Source organism: Parabacteroides sp., assembly GCF_977054455.1.
In genome coordinates this window covers 98,815-122,592 of sequence record NZ_CDRTCT010000001.1, presented here as the reverse complement: position 1 = coordinate 122,592, position 23,778 = coordinate 98,815, and the positions used below count along the sequence as shown (strand labels likewise).

Here is a 23,778-nt window from a genome sequence, read left to right as displayed (position 1 = left end):
TATGAAAGTATTACTGTTCGATAATTATGATTCCTTTACCTACAACTTGTTGCATATACTGAAGGAATTGGGTGCGGAAGTTGAAGTACATCGCAATGACAAGATTTCATTAGACGAAGTGGAACGTTTTGACAAGATCCTTTTGTCACCCGGTCCGGGCATTCCGGAGGAGGCAGGCATCTTGCTGCCGTTAATCCGCCGCTATGCGCCGACCAAGAGCATCTTAGGCGTCTGCCTCGGAGAGCAAGCCATCGGGCAAGCATTCGGTGCAACGCTTATCAACCTGGCGGATGTACATCACGGAGTCTGTTCGGATATACGGGTGACGGTGCCGGATGTGTTGTTTACGGGCTTGGAACCCGGTTTCCGTGCCGGCCGCTACCATTCGTGGGTCGTATCGAAAGAGAATTTCCCCGACTGCCTGGAGATCACGGCAGAGGATATGGAAGAAGGACAGATCATGGCGCTCCGCCATCGCGAATATGATGTTCGCGGCATCCAGTTTCACCCGGAATCCGTACTGACCCCCAGGGGAAAGGCAATCATACGGAACTGGATGGGGATAAATTGAGAATTAAAAATTAAGAATTAAAAATCAAGGATGAAAGATATATTATATAGGTTATTCGAACATCAGTATTTGGGACGTGACGAGGCGCGGACGATTCTTCAGAATATTACGGAAGGCAAGTATAATGATTCACAGATTGCCAGCTTGATAACGGTATATCTGATGCGTAATATCTCCGTAGAGGAATTGGCGGGTTTTCGGGAGGCATTGCTCGAAATGCGCGTCCCGGTAGATTTGTCGGAGTTTAAGCCGATCGATATTGTGGGGACGGGAGGCGACGGAAAGAATACGTTCAATATCAGCACGGCTTCCTGCTTTGTCGTAGCCGGTGCCGGATATAACGTCGTGAAACATGGGAACTATGGGGCGACCTCGGTCAGTGGAGCGAGCAACGTAATGGAGCAGCACGGTGTGAAGTTTACTGCCGATATCGACCGGTTGCGCCGTTCGATGGAATCCTGCCACATTGCCTATCTGCATGCGCCGTTGTTCAATCCGGCCTTGAAAGCCGTAGCTCCGGTACGGAAGAGTTTGGGAGTGCGCAGCTTCTTCAACATGCTCGGTCCGCTGGTCAATCCGGTGATGCCGGCCTACCAATTGTTAGGTGTCTACAACCTGCCGTTGCTCAGGCTTTACAGCTATACCTATCAGGAGAGCGGAACGCGTTTTGCCGTCGTTCACAGCCTCGACGGGTATGACGAAATCTCGCTGACAGCGGAATTCAAGGTAGCAATGCCGGAAAAAGAGAAGCTCTACACGCCTGAAATGTTAGGTTTCCCCCGTGCAACGGAAGCGGAACTGAATGGCGGCGAGACAGTCGCCGATGCAGCCCGCATCTTTGACGATGTCCTGAACAACCGGGCGACTCCGGCACAAAAGAATTGCGTAATCGCCAACTCCGCCTTCGCCATCCAAGTCATCTGCCCCGAAAAGAGAATCGCAGATTGCCTGGACGAAGCCCGCGAAGCCTTGGAAAACGGCAGGGCGTTGCAAACATTCAATAAGTTTATCAACTTGAATAACAGATAAATTATAGAATGAAACAACAAATGAAAGATATATTACAAGATATCATAATGAACAAGCGCATCGAAGTGGAGCGGCAAAAACAAGCGGTCCGGTTACAGACCTTGTTGGGGTTGGGCGGTGAACGGCTCGAACGTCCTACCCGTTCCATGCGGGCGGCTCTCGCTGCATCTTCATCGGGTATTATCGCTGAGTTTAAGCGGAAAAGCCCTTCAAAAGGCTGGTTGCATCCCGATGCAACCGTAGCCGATGTGTTGCCCGCCTATGAAAAGGGAGGCGCTTCCGCCTGCTCCGTCCTGACCGATTCGAACTTTTTCGGAGGTTCCTTAGGCGACCTTTGCAAAGCACGCAGCGCAGTAGACCTGCCCCTGTTGAGGAAAGACTTCATCATCGATGAATATCAACTCTATCAGGCACGTGTAATGGGTGCCGATGCCGTCCTGCTGATTGCCGCCTGCCTTACCCCGGAACAATGTCTTATGTTTGCGGAGTTAGCCCATACTCTCAATATGGAAGTGCTGTTGGAAATCCATTCCGAAGAAGAACTTGGCCACCTCAACACATTTGTCGATATGTTGGGGGTGAACAACCGCAACCTCGGTACGTTCCATACTGATGTGGAGAACTCCTTCCGTCTGGCAAAAGCGATGCAAACGGTCACTCATGAAAGAAATCTTTCACCCCTCTTGGTATCGGAAAGCGGCATTTCGGCAACAACTACCGTATCGGATCTCAGGAAAGCCGGCTTTCGCGGATTCCTGATCGGCGAGACGTTCATGAAAACCGATGTACCGGGCGATACGCTCGCACAATTCATAGGAGGATTATCATGATCATCAAAGTATGCGGAATGCGTGATCCCGAAAATATACGGGAGGTTGCAGTCTTAGGAATCGACTGGATAGGACTGATATTCTTCGCGGGTTCTCCGCGAAGAATAATCGACAATGGACAATCGACAATGGATAATGGACAATCGACAATGGCGGTAAGCCGTATTCCAAATTGTCTATTGCCTATTATCAATTGCCAATTAAAAAGAGTCGGTGTTTTTGTCAATGCTTCCCAAGAGGAAATGATGGAAATGGCAAATACTTTCCACCTCGATTACCTGCAACTGCACGGAAACGAGACACCGGATGATTGCCATGCCCTGCAAAAGCGCGGTTTCTCGCTGATCAAGGCATTTCAGATTGCGACAGCCTGCGATCTCGAACAGACCGTCGGTTATGAAGGGCGCGTCGATTACTTCCTCTTCGATACCAAATGCAACAGTTATGGAGGTTCCGGCAAACAATTCGATTGGTCCGTGCTCGAAGCCTACCGGGGAAAGACTCCTTTTCTGTTAAGCGGAGGCATCCGTCCGGAAAGTGCCGGGGCAATACGTTCTTTCCGGCATCCCCGCCTCGCCGGGATCGACCTGAACAGCGGATTCGAGATTGAACCGGGGCTGAAAGACATAGGAAAGCTGAAGGAGTTTTTAAAAGCAATTCAAAATCATAATTCATAAATCTGAAATCACAAATCAAAAGATGAACCGTATCACAAACTTATTCAACACAAAAAAGAACGGAATCCTTTCCGTCTTCTTTACCGCCGGATATCCGAACCTGGATGACACGACGAAGATATTAAAAGAGTTAGAAAACAAAGGAATAGACATGGTCGAGATCGGCATTCCCTTCTCCGACCCGATGGCAGACGGCCCCGTGATCCAGAAAGCCTCCACTGCCGCGTTACGAAACGGGATGTCGCTGCACGTCCTGTTCGACCAGCTGGAAGACATCCGTCAGGATGTGCATATCCCGATTATCCTGATGGGCTATCTGAATCCGATCATGCAATATGGTTTCGAAGCGTTCTGCCGGAAATGTGTGCAGACAGGAGTAGACGGCATGATCATCCCGGATCTGCCTTTTGCCGATTATATGGCGGATTATAAGGCCATCGCCGACCGATATGACCTCAAAATGATCATGCTCATCACACCCGAAACATCCGAAGAACGCATCCGCCTGATCGACGAACATACAAGCGGTTTCATCTATATGGTATCGAGCGCCTCCACTACCGGGGCACAACAGAACTTCAACGAGCAGAAGCAGGCTTATTTCCACCGCATCAACGGGATGGGACTCCAGAATCCACGCTTAGTCGGTTTCGGCATATCGAACAAAGCTACCTTCGATGCAGCAGCCAGCAACTCATCAGGAGTTATCATCGGCAGCAAATTCATGCAATTATTGAAAAGTGAACCGATCGCTGTCGCCGTCGATAAGTTGAAGACAGCCCTCCGGGAATGAAAAGGACAGACAAACCAACCTCTTAAAACAGTCGTCCCCCGACGAACAAGGTGAATTTTCGTTGGGGGACGATAAAAAAATCAGGCTTGACACAAAGAACCGCTACTCTCTTCCGCCTCCTAATGCCTGATACAGATTAATCACACCTTGTATTTCCGCAAAGCGGTTTGCCACTTGCGTCAATTGTGCGCTTAGCAAACTCTGTTGGGCCGTCAGAACCTCTAAATATGTCGTATTTCCGTACAACATCGTCAAAGAAGTGCTTTCGTATGCTTTTTCAAGTGAAGCAACCTGCTTCTCGAAAAGTCCGGCTTTATCGCGGGCAGTCTGGTACTTCACCAACGCATCGTTTACTTCTGATCCGGCATTGAGAAGGGCCTGTCGGAAACTTAACTTGGCTTCCTCCTGCTGTGCCTTGGCAATCTTCAGCTGAGCGATATTCGCACCTCGATTGAACAAAGGCTGGGTGAGCGACCCGATAGCCGTTGCAAGAAATTTCCCCGGATTGACGATCATGCTTCCGGCCGAATTTGTCCAACCGGCACTACCGGTCAAGACAATAGAAGGATAGAACGCAGAGCGTGCCTGGTTGGTGGCATAGAAAGCCCTTTCGAGCGAATGTTCCGCACTGCGCACATCGGGACGGTTTGAAAGCATCTGCATCGGGATGCCTACGGCAAGATGGTCCGGCAATGCTTGTCCCTTCAACGTGCCGCGTCCGAAACTGCGAGGGCTTTCCGCCAACAGAAGCGACAGGCTGTTTTCCGTCTGGTTGATCTGCTCTTTCAGGTCGAGTATCGAAGTGGAGATGCTATAATAGGTAGCCTCCATCTGCGAGACGGCAGCTTCGTTTGCCAAACCCGCATCCATCAAGGCGCGTGTGGCATCGACAGTTTCCTTCCACGATTGCTGCGTACGTTCCGAGATCGCAAGCTGTTCATCCAGCATCAGCAAGGTGTAGTAAACATTGGCAATACCGGATATAAGCTGCGTCTGAACCGCTTGCCTGTAGTCATGGCTTTGTTCGAGCAACGCCTTCGCCTGGTGCCTGGCATTCCGCATACGACCGAAAATATCCAGTTCCCAACTGGCCGTGACGGGCACGGAATAGGTCTGTGCCGCCTTGCCTCCATCGAAACTGCTCACCGTTCCCTGTGGGGCGAGCGCAAACGAGGGCAGGAAAGCCAGCTTGGCTGACATTAGCGTGGCCTCGGCCTCCTTGACACGCCACTGTGCGGACCGGAGGTCGGTATTGCTCTGCAAGCCCTGCTCGATCAATTCACATAGATGCGGATCGGTGAAGACTTCCCGCCAGCCAAGATTGCCAAGATTGTCCGTACTGTCTCCTGTTGCCACCTCTTCCCCATAAAGGTCTTCCGGAACTTCGGCCGCCGGCTTATATTTCGTATAGATGCCGCAACTATTCAATGTGAATGCTGCGAGGATCATGAGCAAAAGGTTTTTACCCTCTATGTGGCGTTTTCTCTCCTCCTTTGCTTCCACATACTCTTCCTGGATCTGCCAATCGGTAGCCGGCTGAAACTGGATGGGACGGACCTTCTCCTGCAAATATTGGAACACGATGAACAAAGAAGGTACGACAAACAGCAACGCCAGCGTTCCGATCAGCATACCTCCTACGGTCCCCGTTCCCAAGGAACTGTTGCCGTTGGCTCCTACCCCCGTAGCCATCATCAGAGGCAACAACCCGAATATCATCGTTCCGGCTGTCATCAGGATCGGGCGCAAACGGGCTTTAGCAGCTGAAAGAGCGGCAGAGGTCAGGCTCATGCCGGCTTTACGGCGCTCGGTAGCATATTCCGTCAGCAGAATGGCGGTCTTGGCGAGCAAGCCGATCAGCATGATCAGACCTGTCTGCAAGTATATATTATTCTCCAAGCCCATCATCTTGGCAAAAAGGAAAGATCCGGTCAGGCCGAACGGGACAGCCAGCAATACCGCGAACGGGATCAGGAAACTTTCGTAAAGCGCGCTCAGGATCAGATAGATCATGAGGAAGCAAATACCGAAGATGACGATGGTCGTATTGCTCTGCGTGTTCTCTTCACGCGTGATTCCTCCGAAATCATAACCGTAGCCTTTCGGAAGGGCCTGCCCGGCTGTCTCCTGTACGGCACGGATGGCATCGCCGGTACTGTAGCCTTCCGCCGGCATCGCATTCACGGCTATGGAGTTGTACATATTGAAACGGCTCAGCGATTCCGCACCGTAACTGCGTGTCAGTGTCACGAACTGACTGAGCGGTGACATTTCCCCATTGGCCATGCGCACGAAGATGTTATCCAGGGAAGCCTCGTCGACACGGTATTTCGGATCGGCTTGTATCATCACTTTGTACACTTTGGAGAAACGGTTGAAGTTAGAGACATATTGTCCTCCATAGTAACCCGACAACGTGCTGAGCACCGCATCCGGCGTTATCCCGGCACGCTTGCACTTCGAGGCATCGATTTCCACGGTCCATTGCGGATAACGGACATCAAAAGTGGAGTAAGCCATCGAGATTTCAGGACGCCGGTTCAGTGCCCCCAAATATTGCTGTGTCGTCGTGAAGAACGTACCGATATCGCCGCCTTGCTTATCCTGCATGTGCAATTCCAACGCGTTACCCATACCATAACCGGGGATCATTCCCGGAGAGATCGCGAAGACACTGGCGTCCTTTATGTCCGCCGTCATGCCGTAGACTTGTCCGATAACAGCTTGCACATCTTCCCCCTTGCCCGTGCGTTCGTCCCACGGTTTCAGTTTCAGGATCAACATGCCGAAAGAGTTTCCCTGTCCGGCCAGCAGACCGTAACCGGAGACTTTCTGGACGTGCAATACCTGCGGGATGCCCTCCAAACGCTGTTCGATACGTTTCATCACATCGTCTGTCGTCTTTAACGAGCTACCGGCAGCCGTACTGACATTTACAAAGACGACACCCTGGTCTTCATCGGGCACCAAACTCGTTTTCGTCGTGTTCATCAGGAATGCCAACAGCACGACCGAGCAGGCAAGCAGCGACCAGACCATCCACTTCCGTTTGATAAAGAACAGGACTCCCTTCTTATACTTCTCGACCATCGAGTCGAATGCAGCATTAAAGGCTTTTCGGAAACGGGCGGCAAAGTTATTGTTCTGCGTACCGTCTTCGTTGATATAGGGTTTGAGTAAAAGGGCGCAGAGTGCCGGACTTAACGTCAGCGCGTTGACGGCCGATATACCGACAGCCACCGCCATCGTCAGTCCGAACTGAGTATAAAACGTTCCCGAAGTCCCGCTCATGAACGAAACCGGGATAAACACCGCCATAAACACCAGCGAAGAGGTGATAACGGCATTGCTGATCCCCTTCATCGCGTCGATACTGGCCATATAGGAAGAGCGGTATCCGACATCGAAGCGTGCCTGCACCGCCTCGACGACGACAATCGCATCGTCCACCACGGTTCCGATCACCAATACCAACGCAAACAAGGTAATCAGGTTGATGCTGAACCCGGCGATCGACATGAACGCAAACGTACCGATCAGCGAAACCACGATTCCCACCAACGGGATCACCGTCGAACGGATATCCTGCAAGAACACATACACCACCAGGATTACCAACAGGATGGCTTCGAACAAGGTCTTCACCACCTCGTGGATAGAGGCGAACAGGAAGTCGTTGGAACTCATCACCTGAGTCAGTTCCATGCCCTTAGGCAAATCTTTCCGCGCTTCGTCCAGGAAAGCGTCGATATTCTGGTTTACCTCCGTTGCGTTCGAACCGGCCGTCTGGAAGATCATACAGGAAATACCGGGATGGCCGTCCATGCCGCCGTGGTAAGCGTAAGATTCTTCACCCATCTCTATATCGGCGATCGTTTTCAGTTTCAAGACTTCACCGTCCTCGGTCGAACGGATCACGATCTCGCCGAACTCTTCGGGTGTGATCAGACGTCCCTTATACTTCATGGTGTACTGGTAAGTTTCGTCCGAATTCTCGCCAAACGATCCGGTTGCCGACTCGATGTTCTGCTCGGCGAGCACCTGCGTCACGTCCGAAGGAATCAGTTTGTACTGGGCCATCACATCCGGCTTCATCCAGATACGCATGCTGTAGTCGCCTCCCATGATCATCATGTCGCCGACCCCCTGTATACGGAGGATGGACGGTTTCAGGTTGATGCTGATATAATTGGACAGGAACTTCTCGTCGTACGAGTCGTCCGGGCTGTGCAGCGAAAACATCTGCAAGATACTGGTCTGCCGCTTTGAAGTCGTGATACCGACCTGCGTCACCTCGGCCGGCAACTGGCCGGTAGCCTTCGACACACGGTTCTGCACGTTGACGGCTGCCATATCCGGGTCCGTCCCCTGCTTGAAGTAAACGGTAATGCTGACCGTACCCGCGTTAGAGGCCGACGAAGTCATATATGTCATATCTTCCACACCGTTTATCGCCTCTTCCAACGGGGCGACGACACTCTTCAGCAAGGTTTCCGCACTCGCCCCGAAATAAGTCGTACTCACCTGTATCGTAGGCGGGGCAATGTCGGGATATTGTTCTACGGGCAATGTAAAAAGCCCGATAATGCCCACAACGACTATCGAAATAGAGATGACAGCCGACAGGATGGGGCGTTCTATAAAGGTTCTTAAATTCATTTTCTTCTCTTAGTTTTGTTTCACTTTAACAGGAGTTCCTTCACGCAGCAGGCCGACGCCTTCCGCTACAATCACGTCGCCGGCTTGCAATCCGTTGTCTACGATATACTCCCGGCCACCGTTCACGCGAGTCACACTGACGGGAACAGACTGCGCCTTGCCGTCCACTACCTTATAGACATACACCTGATCCTGTATTTCGAATGTGACAGACTGCGGAATGACCAGGCTTCCCTTCTTGGAAACCGGCAAGACGACATTCCCCGAGGTTCCGCTATACAACAACCCTTTTTCGTTCGGGAACACGGCCCGGAGGCTGGCTGTTCCGGTATTCCGGTCGACTACGCCGCTGATGGTCTCGATCTTTCCTTTTTCTTCATACACCGATTGGTCGTTCAACTTCAATTCCACCTCCGGCATCTCTTTCAAGGCTTCGTTTTTCGAACCATATTGCCGCGTCAGGGCAAGCAACTGGTTCTCTGTCATCGAAAAATACACATACATATCCGAGTTGTCCGAAACCGTAGTCAGCGGCTGCGGCAAGCCGGCACTCACCAACGCTCCGACGCGATAAGGCAAAGTCCCGACCACTCCGTCGCACGGGCTCTTCACCTCCGTATAAGAGAGGTTGTTGCGGGCACTCAGTTCCTGGGCCTTCATCTGGGCCAATTGCGCTTTGGCGCTTAACCAACTATTCTCGGCGGTTTTCAGGTCGAAATCGGAAACCACGTTACGGGCACGAAGTTCCTTTTTGCTGTCGTAAGTCAGCTTGGCTGTCGCCAGCGAAGCCGTAGCGGCCTCCACATTTGCCTCCGCAGTCTGCAAAGCTGCCCGGTAGGGCACCTGATCGATCACGAACAGCACTTGCCCTCGACGGACCGCCTGCCCTTCCTCTACACATAGTTTAGTTATAAAGCCCGATACTTGCGGATAGATGTCGATATCCTGCCGCCCGCGGATTGTCGCCGAATAAGTAGTGGAGATTACCTTGTCGGAAGGTTGTACCTGCAATACCGCATACTCCGCTTCCATTTGTACCGATGGCGCTTGCTTGCAAGACACCGCTAACACTGCGCAACTGATAATACCTAAAAGTTGCATCCATCTTTTGTTCATCATTATCATTTTCCAATCTTTAATTCGCGGCAAAGGTAAAGGTGATTTGCCCAGCAGCAGAGTTCAAGAGTTAGCCCATATTGTTCAAAATCGGAACATTTTTCGCATACACCGGAGAAAGTTCATTACTTTTGTTCCAAAACAGAAATAAACATGAAAATAGTACGCTTACCTGAACAGGATCCGTTCATTGCCGGCACGAATGAACGGATAAACATCCCCGTCAATCAGATTGCCAAACTGGAAGGAGCCACGATCTTCTTCTGCCATCGCGGAACGGCACGCCTCGAGATCGACCTGCAAGCATACGAGATCGTGGAGAACACCCAGCTCGTGCTCCTTCCCGGTTCTATTGTCAACAGCACGCATATCAGCCCTGATTTCACTGCTTCCTACGTCGATTTCTCCAAGACGCTATTCGAGGAAATCACCTCCCGGCTCGACCCGTCGTTCTTCCATTTCCTGAAAGAACATCCCTGTATCATCGTTCCGGAAGAGCGCGTCAAACCACTCGTCGGCCTAACACTGGCGATGGAAGACCTGTACAAGGACCGTGAAAACAGCTTCCGCTTGCAAATATTCAAAAACTATGTACAAAACTTCCTGCTGGATTTTTACGACAAAACCCAGCACCTCTTTTTACAGAAGAAGCCCGACGGCCCGAACCGCCAGGAAGAACTCTTCAAACACTTCATCCGGTTGATACACGCCCATTGCATGACCCAACGGGAAGTCTCTTTCTATGCCGCCAAACTGTTCATAACCCCGCGCTACCTGTCTTCCGTCGTGCAGAACGTATCCGGCACCACAGCCAAGAACATCATCGACCGCCATGTTATCCTCGAAATCAAAGCCTTGCTCCAATCGACGGAGCTGAGCATACAGGAAATAGCGAACCGGTTGCAATTCCCGGACCAGTCGTTTTTCGGCCGGTATTTCAAGAAGCACACCGGTATCTCCCCGATGAACTACAGGCGTACGTTGAGCTGACCTTACCCGGCCGGACCGACGTACGCCATACAGGGTTATTTCCCATGAAAAATGTAGTACAATGCACGGACGGCAACATGGATAAAAGCCCACACATTCTTTATTTTCTGATATACCGGATGTCTCATATAATGGAGCGTGGTTCCTGAAGATCTTAATGACGGAACGGAAGTTGTTGTTGCCCAGTGCCATTACCTTTTCATACCACTTGTCCATTTTGCCCATGGCCTTTGTCAGCCGACAAATCACACCATCTCATCACCTCCTCCATAACAGATTGTCAATTTGCTATCAAGGCAACCACACCGAAACGTTTTTCATGCAGCTACAAATTTTAATGCGGTTACCCGAATTTCATCCAGAATAACCGCACTTAAATTACATTGAAAGATCAAAATAACAGAGATTATTTTGCCGTATACGACTTTTTTGTAACGACTTTGCCATCCAAATCAAGAACCACCAGATTCATCTGACTGCCATCAGTCTCCACAGAAACCACACTGTTATTTGAATTTACCAATACCGGAAATTTGATACCGGTACTCGGTTCCTCATATTTGTTCCGATGGAGGTGTCCGCATAGCATCAGATCCACTCCGAGTTCATTCAGGATAGGTACGAATTTCTTCAAGACGTCTTTCTGACCATGCCAGATATTAAGATCGGCAGAAGGAGGCATATGTGCAATGACAACTTTAAATTTAGCCTGCTTGAAATCTTCATTTTTATATAATTCCTTCATCCATTCCACCTGGTCCGTACGGTAACCGTCATAATCGGTAATACCGCTGTACTCGATATCGGAATCCGGTTTGTCCTCCCCCGTATCCAACATAATGAAACATACAGGTCCCTGCCTGAAAAGATAATACAGGAACGGTTCTTTCGGAGAGAAATATTTCTGAAACGAAGTAGCAAATTCTCCCCGGGTTTCATGATTGCCACGTGCATAGTACATTGGCTTTTCAGAAGCAAACAAATCAATACTTTCTTTCATGAACCCGTTGAAAATAGTTTCCCGATCCTGAAACACAGAGACCATATCCCCATTAAAAATAATCAAGTCCTTATCTTTATAGCCGACAGCATTCAGCAGTTTCGTGATAATACCTTCACGACCATGAATATCATTAATCATCGCAAAACTTGTCTCTTTCTTCTGCGAATCACAAGTTGTAAACGTCAATGCTTTCTTTTTATAGACATCCGAGGCTGCTACACGTCCGTATATGACAGAAATACCTTCATGCGACAAGACTTCCTGCGCATAGATGCGATACCGGTATGTCGTACCGGGCGTCAGGCCTTTGACCTTAACTGTATGAAGTAAAGAGGTGTTCTTAACTCCGTTAATCGTATCGAAATATTTAGGCCGTTCCTCTCCGTAATAATGCGTTCCATCATCCGGAGCCAATTCCACCCAACCGATGGAAGGTTTATCCGCCTCCCAGACAATGGTCGCTTCATTCTCTTTTACATTCTGCAAATAAGGTCCGTAAAGAATCTTTATCTGCGCAGTTGCCACCTGAGTGGCAACTGTGAGTAAAAGGAGATATATCAATTTTTTAATATACTTCATTGTAAATACGTTTTATTGATCTATTAATAACCATCGTTCTGAACCAATTGAGGGTTCGCGTCCATTTCCGCCTGCATAATAGGCAGATGGAACTGCTTCTTGTCGAAATAACGCACTTCGACCAAACGGTCTTCACGAGAAGCATTCACATCGATCACGGCACGACGGTCCGGATCCGGTTCGTCATAATCGACGGTTCCGCACAAACGATACAAGTCACCCGGCATAACAGTCTCTGCCACTTTTCTTCCGGTCTTGGATCCGGTCTTGTCGTATTCGTCCCAGCGAACGATATCTTCAAAACGGAACCCCTCACCGGCCAATTCTATCGTGCGTTCCCTTCTTACCAGTTCACGTACTTTGGCCTGCGTATCGTATTTGGAACGGTCGACAGCGATATGACCTCCGCGCAAACGTAACCGGTCGATGATATTCATTGCTTCCTGCAAATCTTGGTTCAGTTCGACCAAACATTCGGCTTTCGTCAACAATATTTCCGCATACCGGAAGATGATCGGGCACAAGGCATCGTCGTTCATGGAAGTAGAATATTGTCCTTGGTTAGGATACAAATATTTAGCCCACAACATTCCGGTATGAGAGGCATTATCTGCCGCCGTATAATAATCCTTATTGGAAGAACCACCCGGCAAGGTCTTATCAAGCGTATTGAAAATTCGTGGCACGCCATTGCGTCCAACCCAATCCAATCCGGAATAGATAACCGTATTTTTCAATCGCGGATCACGATTATAGAACGGATGGACCGGATCATAGCCGGAACCGGCTTCATCGATCAACTTGCCATCCGCCATTTCAAACATATCAACCATGTTTTGAGTCGGTACAAAAGAGGCCCAACCGCCATCCGAATTGTTATAGAAACGGATCACATCACCATATTTATAGGTAGTTTGAACATGTTCGTAAGTGCAAATAATTTCCTTCGAATCCTGTCCTGCCATAGAAAACATATTCAGGAAATCGGGATCTAACTCATACTGATTCAATGCTATTACTTTATTAGCAGCATCCAAAGCCTCCGCATAATTCCCCCACAACAAATTGAAGCGAGCGATCATCGAAAGGACTATACCTTTTGCAATACGTCCCTTTGCAGCCGGTTTCTCTGCTATATGTTCGGCACTCCACATCAAGTCATTCATAGCATGTTCTTTCACTTTTGCTTCCGGTTCGCGCGGTAGTTTGGCATCGTCGGCCGTTGCAGGAACAAAATCCATGATAACGGCATCCCCATACCAAGTAGCCAGATAAGCATGGCTATATCCCCGAATTGCACGCACTTGCGCCAGAAAATCATTCTTCTCCGTTTCCGTCATGGCGGAAGCCGGAACCAAATCGATATTTTCAATTACGAAATTACAACGGCGTATCGTTTCATACTGCCTCCAATAATTCGGAGCCGCAGTAGGAGAAACGCTGCCTCTCCCCATGTTTCTCATGTTAGAAGCGTTCGTATAATTGAAACCGATATCCGAATAGCTGTCTTCGTAGAAGATAAACTTCGAGCCGACATAGTTATTGACCCACCAATTATAGGCGGCAGTTACAGCGGCATCGACATCCTCGGAAGTGTTCCAGAATGTGTTTGTAGTCAACTGATCTTTCGGATTCAGATCAAAGAAATCATCACAAGAAGTAAAGGCTCCTGCCCCGGCAAGACAAAGAGCGAGACTTAATATTTGTTTTAGTTTCATATTACAATCATTTAAAACGTTACATTAACACCGATTGAATGGCTTTTATTAATCGGATAAATATCCAAATTGCCAGAAGAAGACTCAGGATCTGCATTGAAAGGCAGACTGTCAAAAGTAAAGAGATTCTCGCCTGTATAATAAATCTTCGCATTGGCGATACCCAATTTATTCGTAACAGCCTTCGGGAACGTATAACTGAAATTGATATTCTTAATACGCAAATAATCCGTATTCATAGCCCAGAAAGAAGAACGGCATTTATTAGGTGCACTAACGGAATTTTCTTCCAAGAACAAACGAGGCCATTCTGTGTTCGTATTTTCAGGAGTCCAAGCCTCCAGCCAGTTCGTACTCGGATGAGAAGTATCACCAATAAAGGAACCGACAACATCTCTTGTGAAATAGCGATTTGTGCCTGTCACACCTTGCATAAATACCGACAAATCAAAATTTTTCCATCCTGCACTCAACGTCAGACCATAAGTCGTTTTCGGTTGTTGTGTACCTTTGATCACACGATCTTTTGAGGAAAGTTTCCCGTCTCCGTCTGCATCCTTAATACGAAAATCACCCGCTTTGAAAGGAGCGGACCACGGATTACCATATTGCTTTTCATAAGCAGCAGCCTCTTCATCACTCTGGAATAATCCGTCTACCTCATAGACATAAAATGATTGATAGGGTGCACCGACACGGTTAATCAGATAATCGTCGATAATCTCATTGACACCGGCCAAATCCAACAACTTATTCTTGTTGTAGGAGAAATTCGCATTGACTCCCATTCTCCAATCCTTATTGAAGGAATGGTTCCAGGCAAAACTTGCTTCCACACCGCTGTTTCGTAAAGAACCTTTGTTGTCCTGATACGTCCCCGATATACCGAATGTATCGGAAACGGGAATATCCATAATGATGTCGGATGTCTTACGGTTATAATATTCGGCACTCAACATAAACTCGTTCAAGAAATTGGCATCAAAACCGATCCCCCAGTTTGTCGAATTTTCCCAGGAAATAGTCGTTACCTTATGGCTTACAACCGTGATACCTTGGTGAACCGTTCCACCGAACGGGAAGTTTTTACCAATATATAAAGTTGGCAAATAGGGATAATATTCATCCGATACGGCATCCTGGTTTCCGAGCAATCCCCAAGATCCTCTGAACTTCAATGACTGCAACCAGCTACGCGTATTTTCCATAAAATCTTCTTCCGAAATACGCCATCCGGCAGAGAAAGACGGGAAATATCCCCAACGATAGCCCTTTGCAAAACGGGAAGAAGCATCGGCACGGAAATTAGCTTCCAACAGGTATTTGCCTTTGTAGTCGTAATTGAGACGTCCGAAGTAAGACAATAAAGCCAGTTCACGAGAATAACCGCTATTGGTTTGCGTCGAAGAATCGCCACCGTTCAAATCGGTTACTTCACTGTTCGGAAAACTCTTACGGAAGGCTTCTAATTTCCGGTAATCATACTTTTCGATCTTATAACCAGCCATTGCTTTGAAATGATGGTCCTGGTTAAAAGTCTTGTCGTAATTCAACAATGCATCCAACGTATAACGGCTCCATCTCGAAATCGTTTCCGTCAACTGATCCGGTCCGTGATAATTAACGTCGTCATACCAACATTCCTTGCGGTAATCTTTTGTTTCCTTAATATTCGTCACATAAGCGCCCTGCAATGTAAAAGTCAGGCCGTCTATAATATGATAGTCAAAGGCCAGCACGCCAGAGAAGTTCTGCTGCAAATGATATTTCCGGCTGTCGATATCCAACCAAGCAGCCGGGTTTCCATCCGATATCGAACCGTAAGAACCATCTTCTTTTTTATATGGAATCCAGGGAGCTATACGATTGGCTTGCCATATAAGTTGGTTAGAACCTCCTCCATAAGATGCATTTGGTTCGGAATACTGATTATGGATAAAGGCCATATTCGTACGCATCGTAAATTTATCCGATAACTTAATATCCAAATTCGTACGCAGATTGAACTGGGAACGGTCGGAATTCTTCATCGTTCCCTCCTGTCCTAAAAAGCCGGCCGAAGCCATGTATTTCACATCCTCGGAACCTCCGCTGACATTAAGATTATGTTTATGCAGAAAGCCAGTCCGGTAAATATAGTCTGTCCAAACCGTATTCGGATGGCCATAAGGGTCTGTTCCATCCTGAAATAAACGGAGATCGTCATCTGTAAAACGGGGAGATGCGCCGTCCTGTGTCAACAACTGGTTATACAAACGAGCATAATCATAAGAGCTCAGACGATCGATCAAAGTCGACACATTCGAAAAACTGACATTACCATTGTAAGAGACTGTCGCTTTACCGGTTTTCCCCCGTTTGGTCGTAACCAGAATTACGCCATTGGCAGCCTTAGAACCATAGATGGCAGCCGAGGCTGCATCTTTCAAAACAGAAATAGATTCGATATCGTTCGGATCGATCGAATCGAAAGTTCCGGTTTCAATACCATCCACCAAAATATACGGATTGGCGTTGTTCAAGGTACCCACCCCGCGAACACGGATAGTCGAACCGTCATCACCGGGCCTTCCCGTTCCGGATGTTATCGTAACCCCCGGAGTCAATCCTTGGAGAGCGGAAGATACATTCGTCACCGGCCGGTTGATCAATTCGTCTTTGCCAATCGTGCTCACTGCACCGGTAAGATTCACTTTTGTTTGTGTACCATAACCGACAACAACCACCTCATCCAGATTCTGAGTATCTTCGTGAATCGTAATTTTATAATTGTTTTTTCCTTTTGCTACGGCAACCTCCTGATCTACATAACCGATATAGGAAATCATCAATATCGCACCGTCTTCAATGCCTTCCAATGTAAAATCACCATCGACATTTGTCACCGTACCGACCCCGGCACTTCCTTTCACAATGACATTCGCCCCGATAACGGGAAGGCCGGTATTATCGACAACCGTACCTCTGATTGTCTTTCCGACCTGTTGAACACTTGCCAAAGACATGCTTTTTGTCTTGACGTCATCTTGCAGGAAAATCCGGTTATCGACTATCCGATAAGAAATATCCGTATTCTTAAATACTTTCTTTAAAACACTTTCGATGTGTTCATTTTTTACACGGACAGATACTCTTGAGATTTCTTTACTTAAGATGGATTCATCATAAGAAAATTCATAACCCGTTTGCTGACTGATGCTTTGTATGACCCTACCTACAGTTGTCCTATTCAAAGACAATTCCAGATTCACATACAAAGTATTCGCTTCATTTGCCGCCATTACAGGCGATGCTGCGACTAAGAATGCAGATAATGTCGCAATAGATACTTTTTTATTCATACCATGTGATTCGTTTTTGTTAGTACTATTAAAAATGAGTTAACTTTTTAACGGGTTCTCTCGTACCCGCCAATAACACTTCCCATACCGGACAGCGTTTTTTAATTAACCGCTGCAAAGAAACATCTCCGATATTACGGAACCGTTTACATCAGATTACATTTCAATTTCCCATAGACATACATTTTTTTGTTTGTTTTTCAGATATATAAATTTCGGAATTCTCAATCCGATAGGTAATCGGCGCCAGATAGCACAGTTGCTCCAGGACATCCGGCAAACGCTCGTCTTCATTGATCACGCAACGAAACCTGCGTTGAGCCAACTTCGACGACTCGATATTTACATTTACATTATATTTGATTGATAATTTGTTGGCGATTTCACGAAGTGTAGTATTCTCGAAAACCAGTTGGTTAAAGCGCCATGTAGCACAGACATTCACATCGACATGCTCCGTAAAACAAGTATTTTCATTCTGGGAAAAAGTAACTCGTTCTCCCGGATTCATTTCTAAAATATTCTTTCCGTTCAGGGTTTGTAAACAGATACTGCCTCTTACTAAAATAGTTTCGACAGACTTATTCTCGGCGTCGACATTAACATTAAAGGAGGTTCCGTGTACCTCAACCTTCACATAATCGGTAGCAACGATAAATAGTGATTTTGCATTCTTTGCGATGTCAAAGAATGCTTCTCCTTGCAAGGAGACCGTTCGGTTGGCGGCACTGAATGACTGCGGTATTTTCAATACCGAATTCCCCCTCAACCAAACAACCGAACCATCATCCAACGCTACTTTTTTCACGCCTTCACTATCGCCTAAAGCTATAGTCATATAAGTTTCCGGCTTAAAATAATTCCATCCGACAGAAGAAAACGAAACAAACAGTAGAATAACAGCTGCATATTTCAACAAAGAACGGACAGTTCCATAACGCCTTGTCCGGTTAATCCGGGCATTTATCTTTTCCAAAGCCCTATCTATCCGCTCGTCGTCCGCATACTTCGCAGCATTCCACGAAAGACGTAAACGGAACACTTCAGAAAAAACAGTTTCATTCTCAGCCGACAAATCACGCCATCTCATCACCTCCTCCATTTCTTCCGGAGAGAGGTTGCCAACCAAATATTTTGCCAAAAGTGCGTAATTGAACTCCATTTTATACTTTGTTATATAAGCTAAACGACCGACAACGAAAAACTACTGAGCAAAAATGACTTTTTTTTGTTTATTCTTATCAAGCATGTATGCCATGAGAAAGAAAAACGGCACAAAACATATAATAATCATTCTTGGACATGTGCCCCTTCAGAAACCGGAGAACTAAATACAAATGGTTTTCTACCGTGCGTTGCGGTATCCGGGTCTGTTCCGCAACTTCTTTTGTCGTCAACCCTTTTATATAGGCAAGGATGAAAACTTCACGACGCTGTGCTGGCAGGTGTTCCAGCAATTCATACAAATGGCGGTAAAACTCCTTAACGGAAAGCTCCTCTATAACGGGATTGTCGCTTTTCAGCAGATTCTGATAATCTTCCAGATAGTGTTCGTAAGTATAAGAATGGTATTTTTCAATCGAAAGGTTTTTCTTGAAATAGTCCAGGCAACGGGTATAAGCGGATTGAAAAAGATAGGAATGGAAACCATCACCGACATATAGCTTTTCACGGTTTTCCCAAACATACAAGAAAACATCCTGAACAATATCCTCAGCTGCCTTTTGCTCAACCATAGAAGCAACATAGGCCATCATCCGGGGATAGTAGTAACGGAAAACACCATTAAAGGCTTCTCTACTCCCTTTCTTCAATTCATACAATAAAGAAATATCGAACATATTACCAGTGATTTAAGATCATTCAATTAACATCCCGCCTACAAAAATAATAATATTTTTACAAACTTTGCTTATTTAACAAGGGCGATTATTGCAGCCCTGCTTTTCGCCCTGTTCCGTTTGGGCAGAAATCGGGATTACTATTAACCCTTAGAATTTCTTTATCAGGAAAGACGGGTTTACCCGCAGATAAATTCCGGCAGAGAAACTGGTTTTGGCAAACGATTTATAGCCATCCTGCTCCGTACCGCGAAAAACGACAGGCAGATGTTCATATATGTCCAGATCGATGCCAAGCGAGAAACCTTTTGCCAATTCACGCGAATACTCCAAGCCAAAGTAAACACAGGAAGGATCATCGAAGGCAAGACCTTCATCGGATGTCGAGACAGCCCCGTAAAACGGACTGCCGAACATGGAAATAAACTGATGGCATCTCCAATAGGAAGTCTTCACACGGAAATCATAAATATCGGCAGACGCGCGTACATATACACCATAACCGTTATCGAAAGGCCATAACTTACCGGCCTGCTGATAATAGCCGGTGGCATCCAGCTCCACATTCACGTTCTTGAATATCTCATGACCTGTGTTCCACACGCCTCCGACTCCGACAGCACCGTTCATCAATGTCTGGACAGAATTGGTCAGGATCGTATCGATCTCCCCTCCCCGATGCTGGGCCAAAGCCTGCAAAGGAGCATAAAAATGAAAACGCGAATCCGGATCGTTGAACTTGAAGCGGGCGGACAACCCGACCGTAAATGCTTCCTGGTGGACATCTTCCCTGAAAATAAAACTTTCCCAGTTCACCCACGCATCCAAATCGAACCGGCGCGAATTATACAACAATTGCAATCCCATCTCCGGATCGGCAATCATATTCAGTTCCGGATTGTACAACGGCTCTATCAGGTTATGATTGGCCGCCCCATACAAATCGCCCAGCACGATATTCACACGATCGGACAAAGCCACCTGCGCCCGGAACCAGGGAAGTGCATGAAAACCTTTCTGGTACTGATCACCTTTCCAATGCGCAATATCCTGGTAAGCCATATTCGGATAGCGATTCGCCCCCCAGAAACGTTGCAGATGCACACCGGCTTCGAGTTTCAGCATTTCCAACGGATAATAGACCGCCTTCGCCTGCAACCAAAGCCCCGGCAACGTATAGCCTTTCATAAACGAACCGGTATATTCGTCATCCTTGAAGAAACTCAGGTTATCTATTTCGACCGAAAGTTCCCCCTTCTTTACCGGATCGATCCGGTAATCCGTCTTGAATACGCGTTCCGGAATCTGGGCATGAAGTGTAGGGACAATTGAAGTTCCCGTCAAACAGAACAGGAAACACAGGCTAATGCGCAAACAGGAAATATTTAAAACACTTTTCATCAACTGCTAATTTAAGTGCAAACGTAACAATTAAAAAGGAATAAACGAAGAACGGGGATATAGAATCTTGTCCATATCCCCGTTCATATACTTTGATGCTATTCTTTTATTAGCGTCTCGGTGTTGCTTCTTTTACAACCATCTGGCGACCTTCGTATTCAGCGCCGTTCAATTCTTCGATAGCGTTCTTTGCTTCGTTTTCGTTAGGAAGTTCTGCAAAAGCAAAACCTTTAGAACGACGAGTGTCACGGTCAATGATCAATTTAACTGATTCAACTGTACCATACTCTTCCAAAACCTGTTGTAAGTCTGATTCTCTAACCCGATAGTTCAGGTTACCAATGTAAATATTCATACAAAAATGATATAAAATAATTAATAAAAAAATTGAAACAATAAAACTTTTAGGAAAGATCAATGTCTGCTAAATCATATTCTGCTATGAATATTAAGTCGGAGATAAAGAACTACACAAACAGTTTTGCTTGTCGGTTACAAAGGAAAGCATTTAAAATGGATAATGCACTATAAAAGCGGAAAAATTATTCATAACAATCCAAAAAAAGATTCTTTAAACATACTTTTCCCCGGGAATCGACCTACAATCAAGGGGAGCCGGAAAAAGAGGCTCCGGTACAATTATAAGTAATACAAGCCTATTTTATAGTATTTCAGACCAATTAAGCCGACATATAGCCTTTTATGTCTCACCCAGAAAGCCTAATTTTGTCCCCAATCATTTTGAACTTAATTTGACATGGAAAAAATCGAAGTTAAAGAAGCCAAGGGTAAACTTGGTATTCTGGTTGTTGGGGTAGGTGGTGCAGTTGCCACTACCATGATTACAGGTACGTTAGCTGCACGTAAAGGATTGGCAAAGCCTATCGGCTCAATCTCACAGTTAGCGACAATGCGTTTAGAAAACGGAGAAGAAAAAGCGATCAAAGATATTGTTCCTCTGACCGACCTGAATGACATCGTTTTCGGCGGATGGGACATTTTCCCCGATAATGCATACGAAGCGGCTATGTACGCAGAAGTTCTGAAAGAAAAAGACCTGAACGGCGTAAAAGACGAATTGGAGGCAATCAAGCCGATGCCGGCCGCATTCGACCATAACTGGGCAAAGCGTTTGAACGGCACGCACATCAAACAAGCTGCCACCCGCTGGGACATGGTTGAACAGCTCCGCCAGGACATTCGCGAATTCAAGGCTGCCAACAACTGCGAACGCATTGCCGTCCTGTGGGCTGCAAGTACGGAAATCTATATTCCGCTGTCTGACGAGCACATGTCTCTCGCCGCTTTGGAAAAAGCGATGAAGGACAACAATACGGAAGCCGTTTCTCCAAGTATGTGCTACGCTTATGCCGCTATCGCAGAAGGCGCTCCGTTCATCATGGGTGCTCCCAACCTGTGTGTGGACACTCCCGCCATGTGGGAATTCTCCAAGAAAATGAATGTGCCTATCTCCGGTAAGGACTTCAAGAGCGGACAGACTTTGATGAAAACGGTACTGGCTCCGATGTTCAAAACCCGTATGTTAGGCGTAAGCGGCTGGTTCTCCACCAATATCTTAGGGAACCGCGACGGCGAAGTATTGGATGACCCCGCAAACTTCAAGACAAAGGAAGTCAGCAAGCTGTCTGTCATCGACAATATCTTCGAACCCGAAAAATTCCCGGACCTGTATGGAGACGTATATCATAAGGTACGCATCAACTACTATCCACCCCGCAAGGACAATAAAGAAGCATGGGACAATATCGACATCTTCGGTTGGATGGGCTACCCGATGGAAATCAAGGTGAACTTCCTTTGCCGCGACTCCATCCTGGCTGCTCCTATCGCGCTTGACCTGGTGTTGTTCAGCGATCTGGCCCTGCGTGCCGGCATGTGTGGCATACAGACTTGGTTGTCGTTCTTCTGCAAGAGCCCGATGCACGACTTCGAACATCAGCCCGTACATGACCTGTTCCAGCAATGGAGAATGGTTAAACAGACGCTGCGCGATATGATCGGAGAAAAAGCTCCTAACTATCTGGACTAAAATTCAAGGTAATACAAGTTTAGTTTCATAGGGATGAAACTTTTGTTCCATGCCTATGAAACTTTTGTTCCATGCCTATGAAACTTTTGTTCCATGCCTATGAAACTAAAATTCCATCAGCATGGAATTCTCGATAGAACTTTCTCCCGGATAAGGGGGAAAGTTTTATTATTTTTATAACTTTGCACACATTTTACTGACAGGATGAAAAGAGTTCCACTAATTCATATTATTATAGCAACAGGCTTTGGCTCCGGCTTTTCTCCGTTTGCTCCGGGAACGGCAGGGGCCTTATTAGCCACGCTGATCTGGCTTGCATTGTCTTGCGCCGTATCTCCTACCCTGCTTCTTATTATAACCGCTTTGCTGGTCGGCGTTTTTACGATTGCCGGCATCCGTTCGGCAAACGCAGTCGAACCCATTTGGGGAGAAGATCCTTCGCGGGTAGTGGTAGACGAGATGGTAGGTGTCTGGATTCCGCTTCTGGCAGCCCCGGCAGGTAACCTGTGGTATGCACTGGCGGCATTCGCGCTATTCCGCCTGTTCGATATTTTCAAGCCGTTGGGCATCCGCAAGATGGAAAGCTTCAAGGGCGGAGTCGGAGTCATGATGGATGATATTTTGGCTGGAATATACAGCCTCATCCTGTTAATCGGTGCAAGATGGTTGATTGGATAAAGAAAAGTGCAAGAGCGTTTTCGGAGAAAGGCGGGATATTCATGTTCATACGCGCCCAATTTTCTTCGCAGATCGCCAGCGCAACAGACTTTCTGGTTACAATCTTGTTGGTCAAATTATTTGGAATTTATTACGTGTATGCGACCTTCACGGGATCTGTCTGCGGCGGGATCGTGAACTGCATCATCAATTATAAATGGACATTCAAATCCAAAGAATGCAAGAAACGGCATGTGATGGTAAAATACATATTGGTCTGGATCGGTAGTATTTTGCTGAATACCTGGGGGATCTACTTCATGACGGAAACGATCAGCAGGAATCCTTGGGTCCAGGAGACGCTGAAACACTATATCGACGACTTGTTCGTCTTCTCCAAGATAGTCGTCTCGCTGCTTGTCGGATTTCTTTGGAACTATAATATGCAACGTGTCTTTGTCTACAAGAACTGTAGGATCAAAGGCCGTTTCCAGAAAGCGAATTCAAAATAGAAACAAATAGT

Annotated in this window: 18 protein-coding genes; 9 read left to right on the top strand and 9 right to left on the bottom strand. The window is 47.0% G+C overall.

The window, feature by feature from the left end:
- The first annotated feature begins 1 nt into the window (after window position 1).
- From ACW6QF_RS00455 to trpA, 5 genes are read left to right on the top strand one after another with little or no spacing between them, the layout of a single operon-like run.
- Window positions 2–571: an anthranilate synthase component II gene (locus ACW6QF_RS00455; RefSeq protein ID WP_456086406.1), complete on the top strand. Its 570-nt coding sequence runs from the start codon at window positions 2–4 to the stop codon at window positions 569–571.
- 30 nt (window positions 572–601) lie between these two features.
- Window positions 602–1,600 (top strand): anthranilate phosphoribosyltransferase, encoded by a 999-nt coding sequence (trpD, locus tag ACW6QF_RS00450; protein ID WP_456086405.1) that lies wholly within the window; start codon window positions 602–604, stop codon window positions 1,598–1,600.
- Between the two features lie 20 nt (window positions 1,601–1,620).
- Window positions 1,621–2,430 carry an indole-3-glycerol phosphate synthase TrpC gene (gene trpC, locus ACW6QF_RS00445; protein WP_456086404.1) on the top strand — a complete coding sequence of 270 codons (810 nt, stop codon included), beginning with the start codon at window positions 1,621–1,623 and terminating at the stop codon, window positions 2,428–2,430.
- Window positions 2,427–3,107 carry a phosphoribosylanthranilate isomerase gene (locus ACW6QF_RS00440; protein WP_456086403.1) on the top strand — a complete coding sequence of 227 codons (681 nt, stop codon included), beginning with the start codon at window positions 2,427–2,429 and terminating at the stop codon, window positions 3,105–3,107. The genes trpC and ACW6QF_RS00440 overlap by 4 nt, the downstream gene beginning before the upstream one ends.
- Before the next feature lie 22 nt (window positions 3,108–3,129).
- Window positions 3,130–3,900, top strand: coding sequence for a tryptophan synthase subunit alpha (gene trpA / locus ACW6QF_RS00435; RefSeq protein WP_298548766.1), 771 nt, complete (start codon window positions 3,130–3,132; stop codon window positions 3,898–3,900).
- 102 nt (window positions 3,901–4,002) lie between these two features.
- On the opposite strand, the gene ACW6QF_RS00430 is transcribed toward trpA, so the two are convergent.
- Together ACW6QF_RS00430 and ACW6QF_RS00425 are read right to left on the bottom strand one after the other, a co-directional pair.
- Window positions 4,003–8,559, bottom strand: coding sequence for an efflux RND transporter permease subunit (locus tag ACW6QF_RS00430; RefSeq protein WP_308573190.1), 4,557 nt, complete (start codon window positions 8,557–8,559; stop codon window positions 4,003–4,005).
- 9 nt (window positions 8,560–8,568) lie between these two features.
- Window positions 8,569–9,684 carry an efflux RND transporter periplasmic adaptor subunit gene (locus ACW6QF_RS00425; protein ID WP_298548769.1) on the bottom strand — a complete coding sequence of 372 codons (1,116 nt, stop codon included), beginning with the start codon at window positions 9,682–9,684 and terminating at the stop codon, window positions 8,569–8,571.
- Between the two features lie 144 nt (window positions 9,685–9,828).
- Between ACW6QF_RS00425 and ACW6QF_RS00420 the strand changes: the two genes are divergently transcribed.
- Entirely contained in the window at window positions 9,829–10,665 is an 837-nt protein-coding gene (locus tag ACW6QF_RS00420) for a helix-turn-helix domain-containing protein (protein ID WP_456086402.1), read from the top strand.
- A gap of 406 nt (window positions 10,666–11,071) precedes the next feature.
- Here the strand turns inward: ACW6QF_RS00420 and ACW6QF_RS00415 are convergent, their stop codons facing one another.
- The 7 genes from ACW6QF_RS00415 to ACW6QF_RS00385 all read right to left on the bottom strand — a co-directional run bounded on the left by ACW6QF_RS00415 (window position 11,072) and on the right by ACW6QF_RS00385 (window position 20,903).
- Window positions 11,072–12,247 (bottom strand): metallophosphoesterase, encoded by a 1,176-nt coding sequence (locus tag ACW6QF_RS00415; RefSeq protein WP_456086401.1) that lies wholly within the window; start codon window positions 12,245–12,247, stop codon window positions 11,072–11,074.
- Between the two features lie 23 nt (window positions 12,248–12,270).
- Window positions 12,271–13,965: a RagB/SusD family nutrient uptake outer membrane protein gene (locus ACW6QF_RS00410; protein ID WP_456086400.1), complete on the bottom strand. Its 1,695-nt coding sequence runs from the start codon at window positions 13,963–13,965 to the stop codon at window positions 12,271–12,273.
- 11 nt (window positions 13,966–13,976) lie between these two features.
- Window positions 13,977–17,306 carry a TonB-dependent receptor gene (locus ACW6QF_RS00405; RefSeq protein ID WP_456086399.1) on the bottom strand — a complete coding sequence of 1,110 codons (3,330 nt, stop codon included), beginning with the start codon at window positions 17,304–17,306 and terminating at the stop codon, window positions 13,977–13,979.
- Between the two features lie 163 nt (window positions 17,307–17,469).
- Entirely contained in the window at window positions 17,470–18,468 is a 999-nt protein-coding gene (locus tag ACW6QF_RS00400) for a FecR family protein (RefSeq protein ID WP_456086398.1), read from the bottom strand.
- Window positions 18,469–18,547: 79 nt separating this feature from the next.
- Window positions 18,548–19,147: an RNA polymerase sigma-70 factor gene (locus ACW6QF_RS00395; RefSeq protein WP_456086397.1), complete on the bottom strand. Its 600-nt coding sequence runs from the start codon at window positions 19,145–19,147 to the stop codon at window positions 18,548–18,550.
- A gap of 150 nt (window positions 19,148–19,297) precedes the next feature.
- The gene (locus ACW6QF_RS00390) at window positions 19,298–20,548 is read right to left on the bottom strand and encodes a hypothetical protein (protein WP_456086396.1); all 1,251 of its coding nucleotides are present in this window, start codon (window positions 20,546–20,548) and stop codon (window positions 19,298–19,300) included.
- Between the two features lie 109 nt (window positions 20,549–20,657).
- Window positions 20,658–20,903: an RNA recognition motif domain-containing protein gene (locus ACW6QF_RS00385; RefSeq protein WP_298546489.1), complete on the bottom strand. Its 246-nt coding sequence runs from the start codon at window positions 20,901–20,903 to the stop codon at window positions 20,658–20,660.
- A gap of 402 nt (window positions 20,904–21,305) precedes the next feature.
- Here ACW6QF_RS00385 and ACW6QF_RS00380 point away from each other — a divergent pair, with 402 nt between their 5' ends.
- The 3 genes from ACW6QF_RS00380 (at window position 21,306) to ACW6QF_RS00370 (ending at window position 23,767) form a co-directional block, all read left to right on the top strand.
- Entirely contained in the window at window positions 21,306–22,598 is a 1,293-nt protein-coding gene (locus ACW6QF_RS00380) for an inositol-3-phosphate synthase (RefSeq protein WP_298546491.1), read from the top strand.
- A gap of 204 nt (window positions 22,599–22,802) precedes the next feature.
- Entirely contained in the window at window positions 22,803–23,276 is a 474-nt protein-coding gene (locus ACW6QF_RS00375) for a phosphatidylglycerophosphatase A family protein (RefSeq protein ID WP_298546493.1), read from the top strand.
- Window positions 23,261–23,767 (top strand): GtrA family protein, encoded by a 507-nt coding sequence (locus ACW6QF_RS00370; protein ID WP_298546495.1) that lies wholly within the window; start codon window positions 23,261–23,263, stop codon window positions 23,765–23,767. Before ACW6QF_RS00375 ends, ACW6QF_RS00370 begins: the two co-directional genes overlap by 16 nt.
- Window positions 23,768–23,778: the final 11 nt, after the last annotated feature.

Coding starts and splice junctions, on each gene's coding strand:
- ACW6QF_RS00420 (WP_456086402.1), top strand. CDS start 9,829: ATGAAAATAGTACGCTTACCTGAACAGGATCCGTTCATTGCCGGCACG.
- ACW6QF_RS00385 (WP_298546489.1), bottom strand. CDS start 20,903: ATGAATATTTACATTGGTAACCTGAACTATCGGGTTAGAGAATCAGAC.
- trpA (WP_298548766.1), top strand. CDS start 3,130: ATGAACCGTATCACAAACTTATTCAACACAAAAAAGAACGGAATCCTT.
- ACW6QF_RS00415 (WP_456086401.1), bottom strand. CDS start 12,247: ATGAAGTATATTAAAAAATTGATATATCTCCTTTTACTCACAGTTGCC.
- ACW6QF_RS00410 (WP_456086400.1), bottom strand. CDS start 13,965: ATGAAACTAAAACAAATATTAAGTCTCGCTCTTTGTCTTGCCGGGGCA.
- ACW6QF_RS00375 (WP_298546493.1), top strand. CDS start 22,803: ATGAAAAGAGTTCCACTAATTCATATTATTATAGCAACAGGCTTTGGC.
- ACW6QF_RS00395 (WP_456086397.1), bottom strand. CDS start 19,147: ATGTTCGATATTTCTTTATTGTATGAATTGAAGAAAGGGAGTAGAGAA.
- ACW6QF_RS00390 (WP_456086396.1), bottom strand. CDS start 20,548: ATGAAAAGTGTTTTAAATATTTCCTGTTTGCGCATTAGCCTGTGTTTC.
- ACW6QF_RS00405 (WP_456086399.1), bottom strand. CDS start 17,306: ATGAATAAAAAAGTATCTATTGCGACATTATCTGCATTCTTAGTCGCA.
- trpD (WP_456086405.1), top strand. CDS start 602: ATGAAAGATATATTATATAGGTTATTCGAACATCAGTATTTGGGACGT.
- ACW6QF_RS00430 (WP_308573190.1), bottom strand. CDS start 8,559: ATGAATTTAAGAACCTTTATAGAACGCCCCATCCTGTCGGCTGTCATC.
- trpC (WP_456086404.1), top strand. CDS start 1,621: ATGAAAGATATATTACAAGATATCATAATGAACAAGCGCATCGAAGTG.
- ACW6QF_RS00440 (WP_456086403.1), top strand. CDS start 2,427: ATGATCATCAAAGTATGCGGAATGCGTGATCCCGAAAATATACGGGAG.
- ACW6QF_RS00400 (WP_456086398.1), bottom strand. CDS start 18,468: ATGGAGTTCAATTACGCACTTTTGGCAAAATATTTGGTTGGCAACCTC.
- ACW6QF_RS00455 (WP_456086406.1), top strand. CDS start 2: ATGAAAGTATTACTGTTCGATAATTATGATTCCTTTACCTACAACTTG.
- ACW6QF_RS00425 (WP_298548769.1), bottom strand. CDS start 9,684: ATGATAATGATGAACAAAAGATGGATGCAACTTTTAGGTATTATCAGT.
- ACW6QF_RS00370 (WP_298546495.1), top strand. CDS start 23,261: ATGGTTGATTGGATAAAGAAAAGTGCAAGAGCGTTTTCGGAGAAAGGC.
- ACW6QF_RS00380 (WP_298546491.1), top strand. CDS start 21,306: ATGGAAAAAATCGAAGTTAAAGAAGCCAAGGGTAAACTTGGTATTCTG.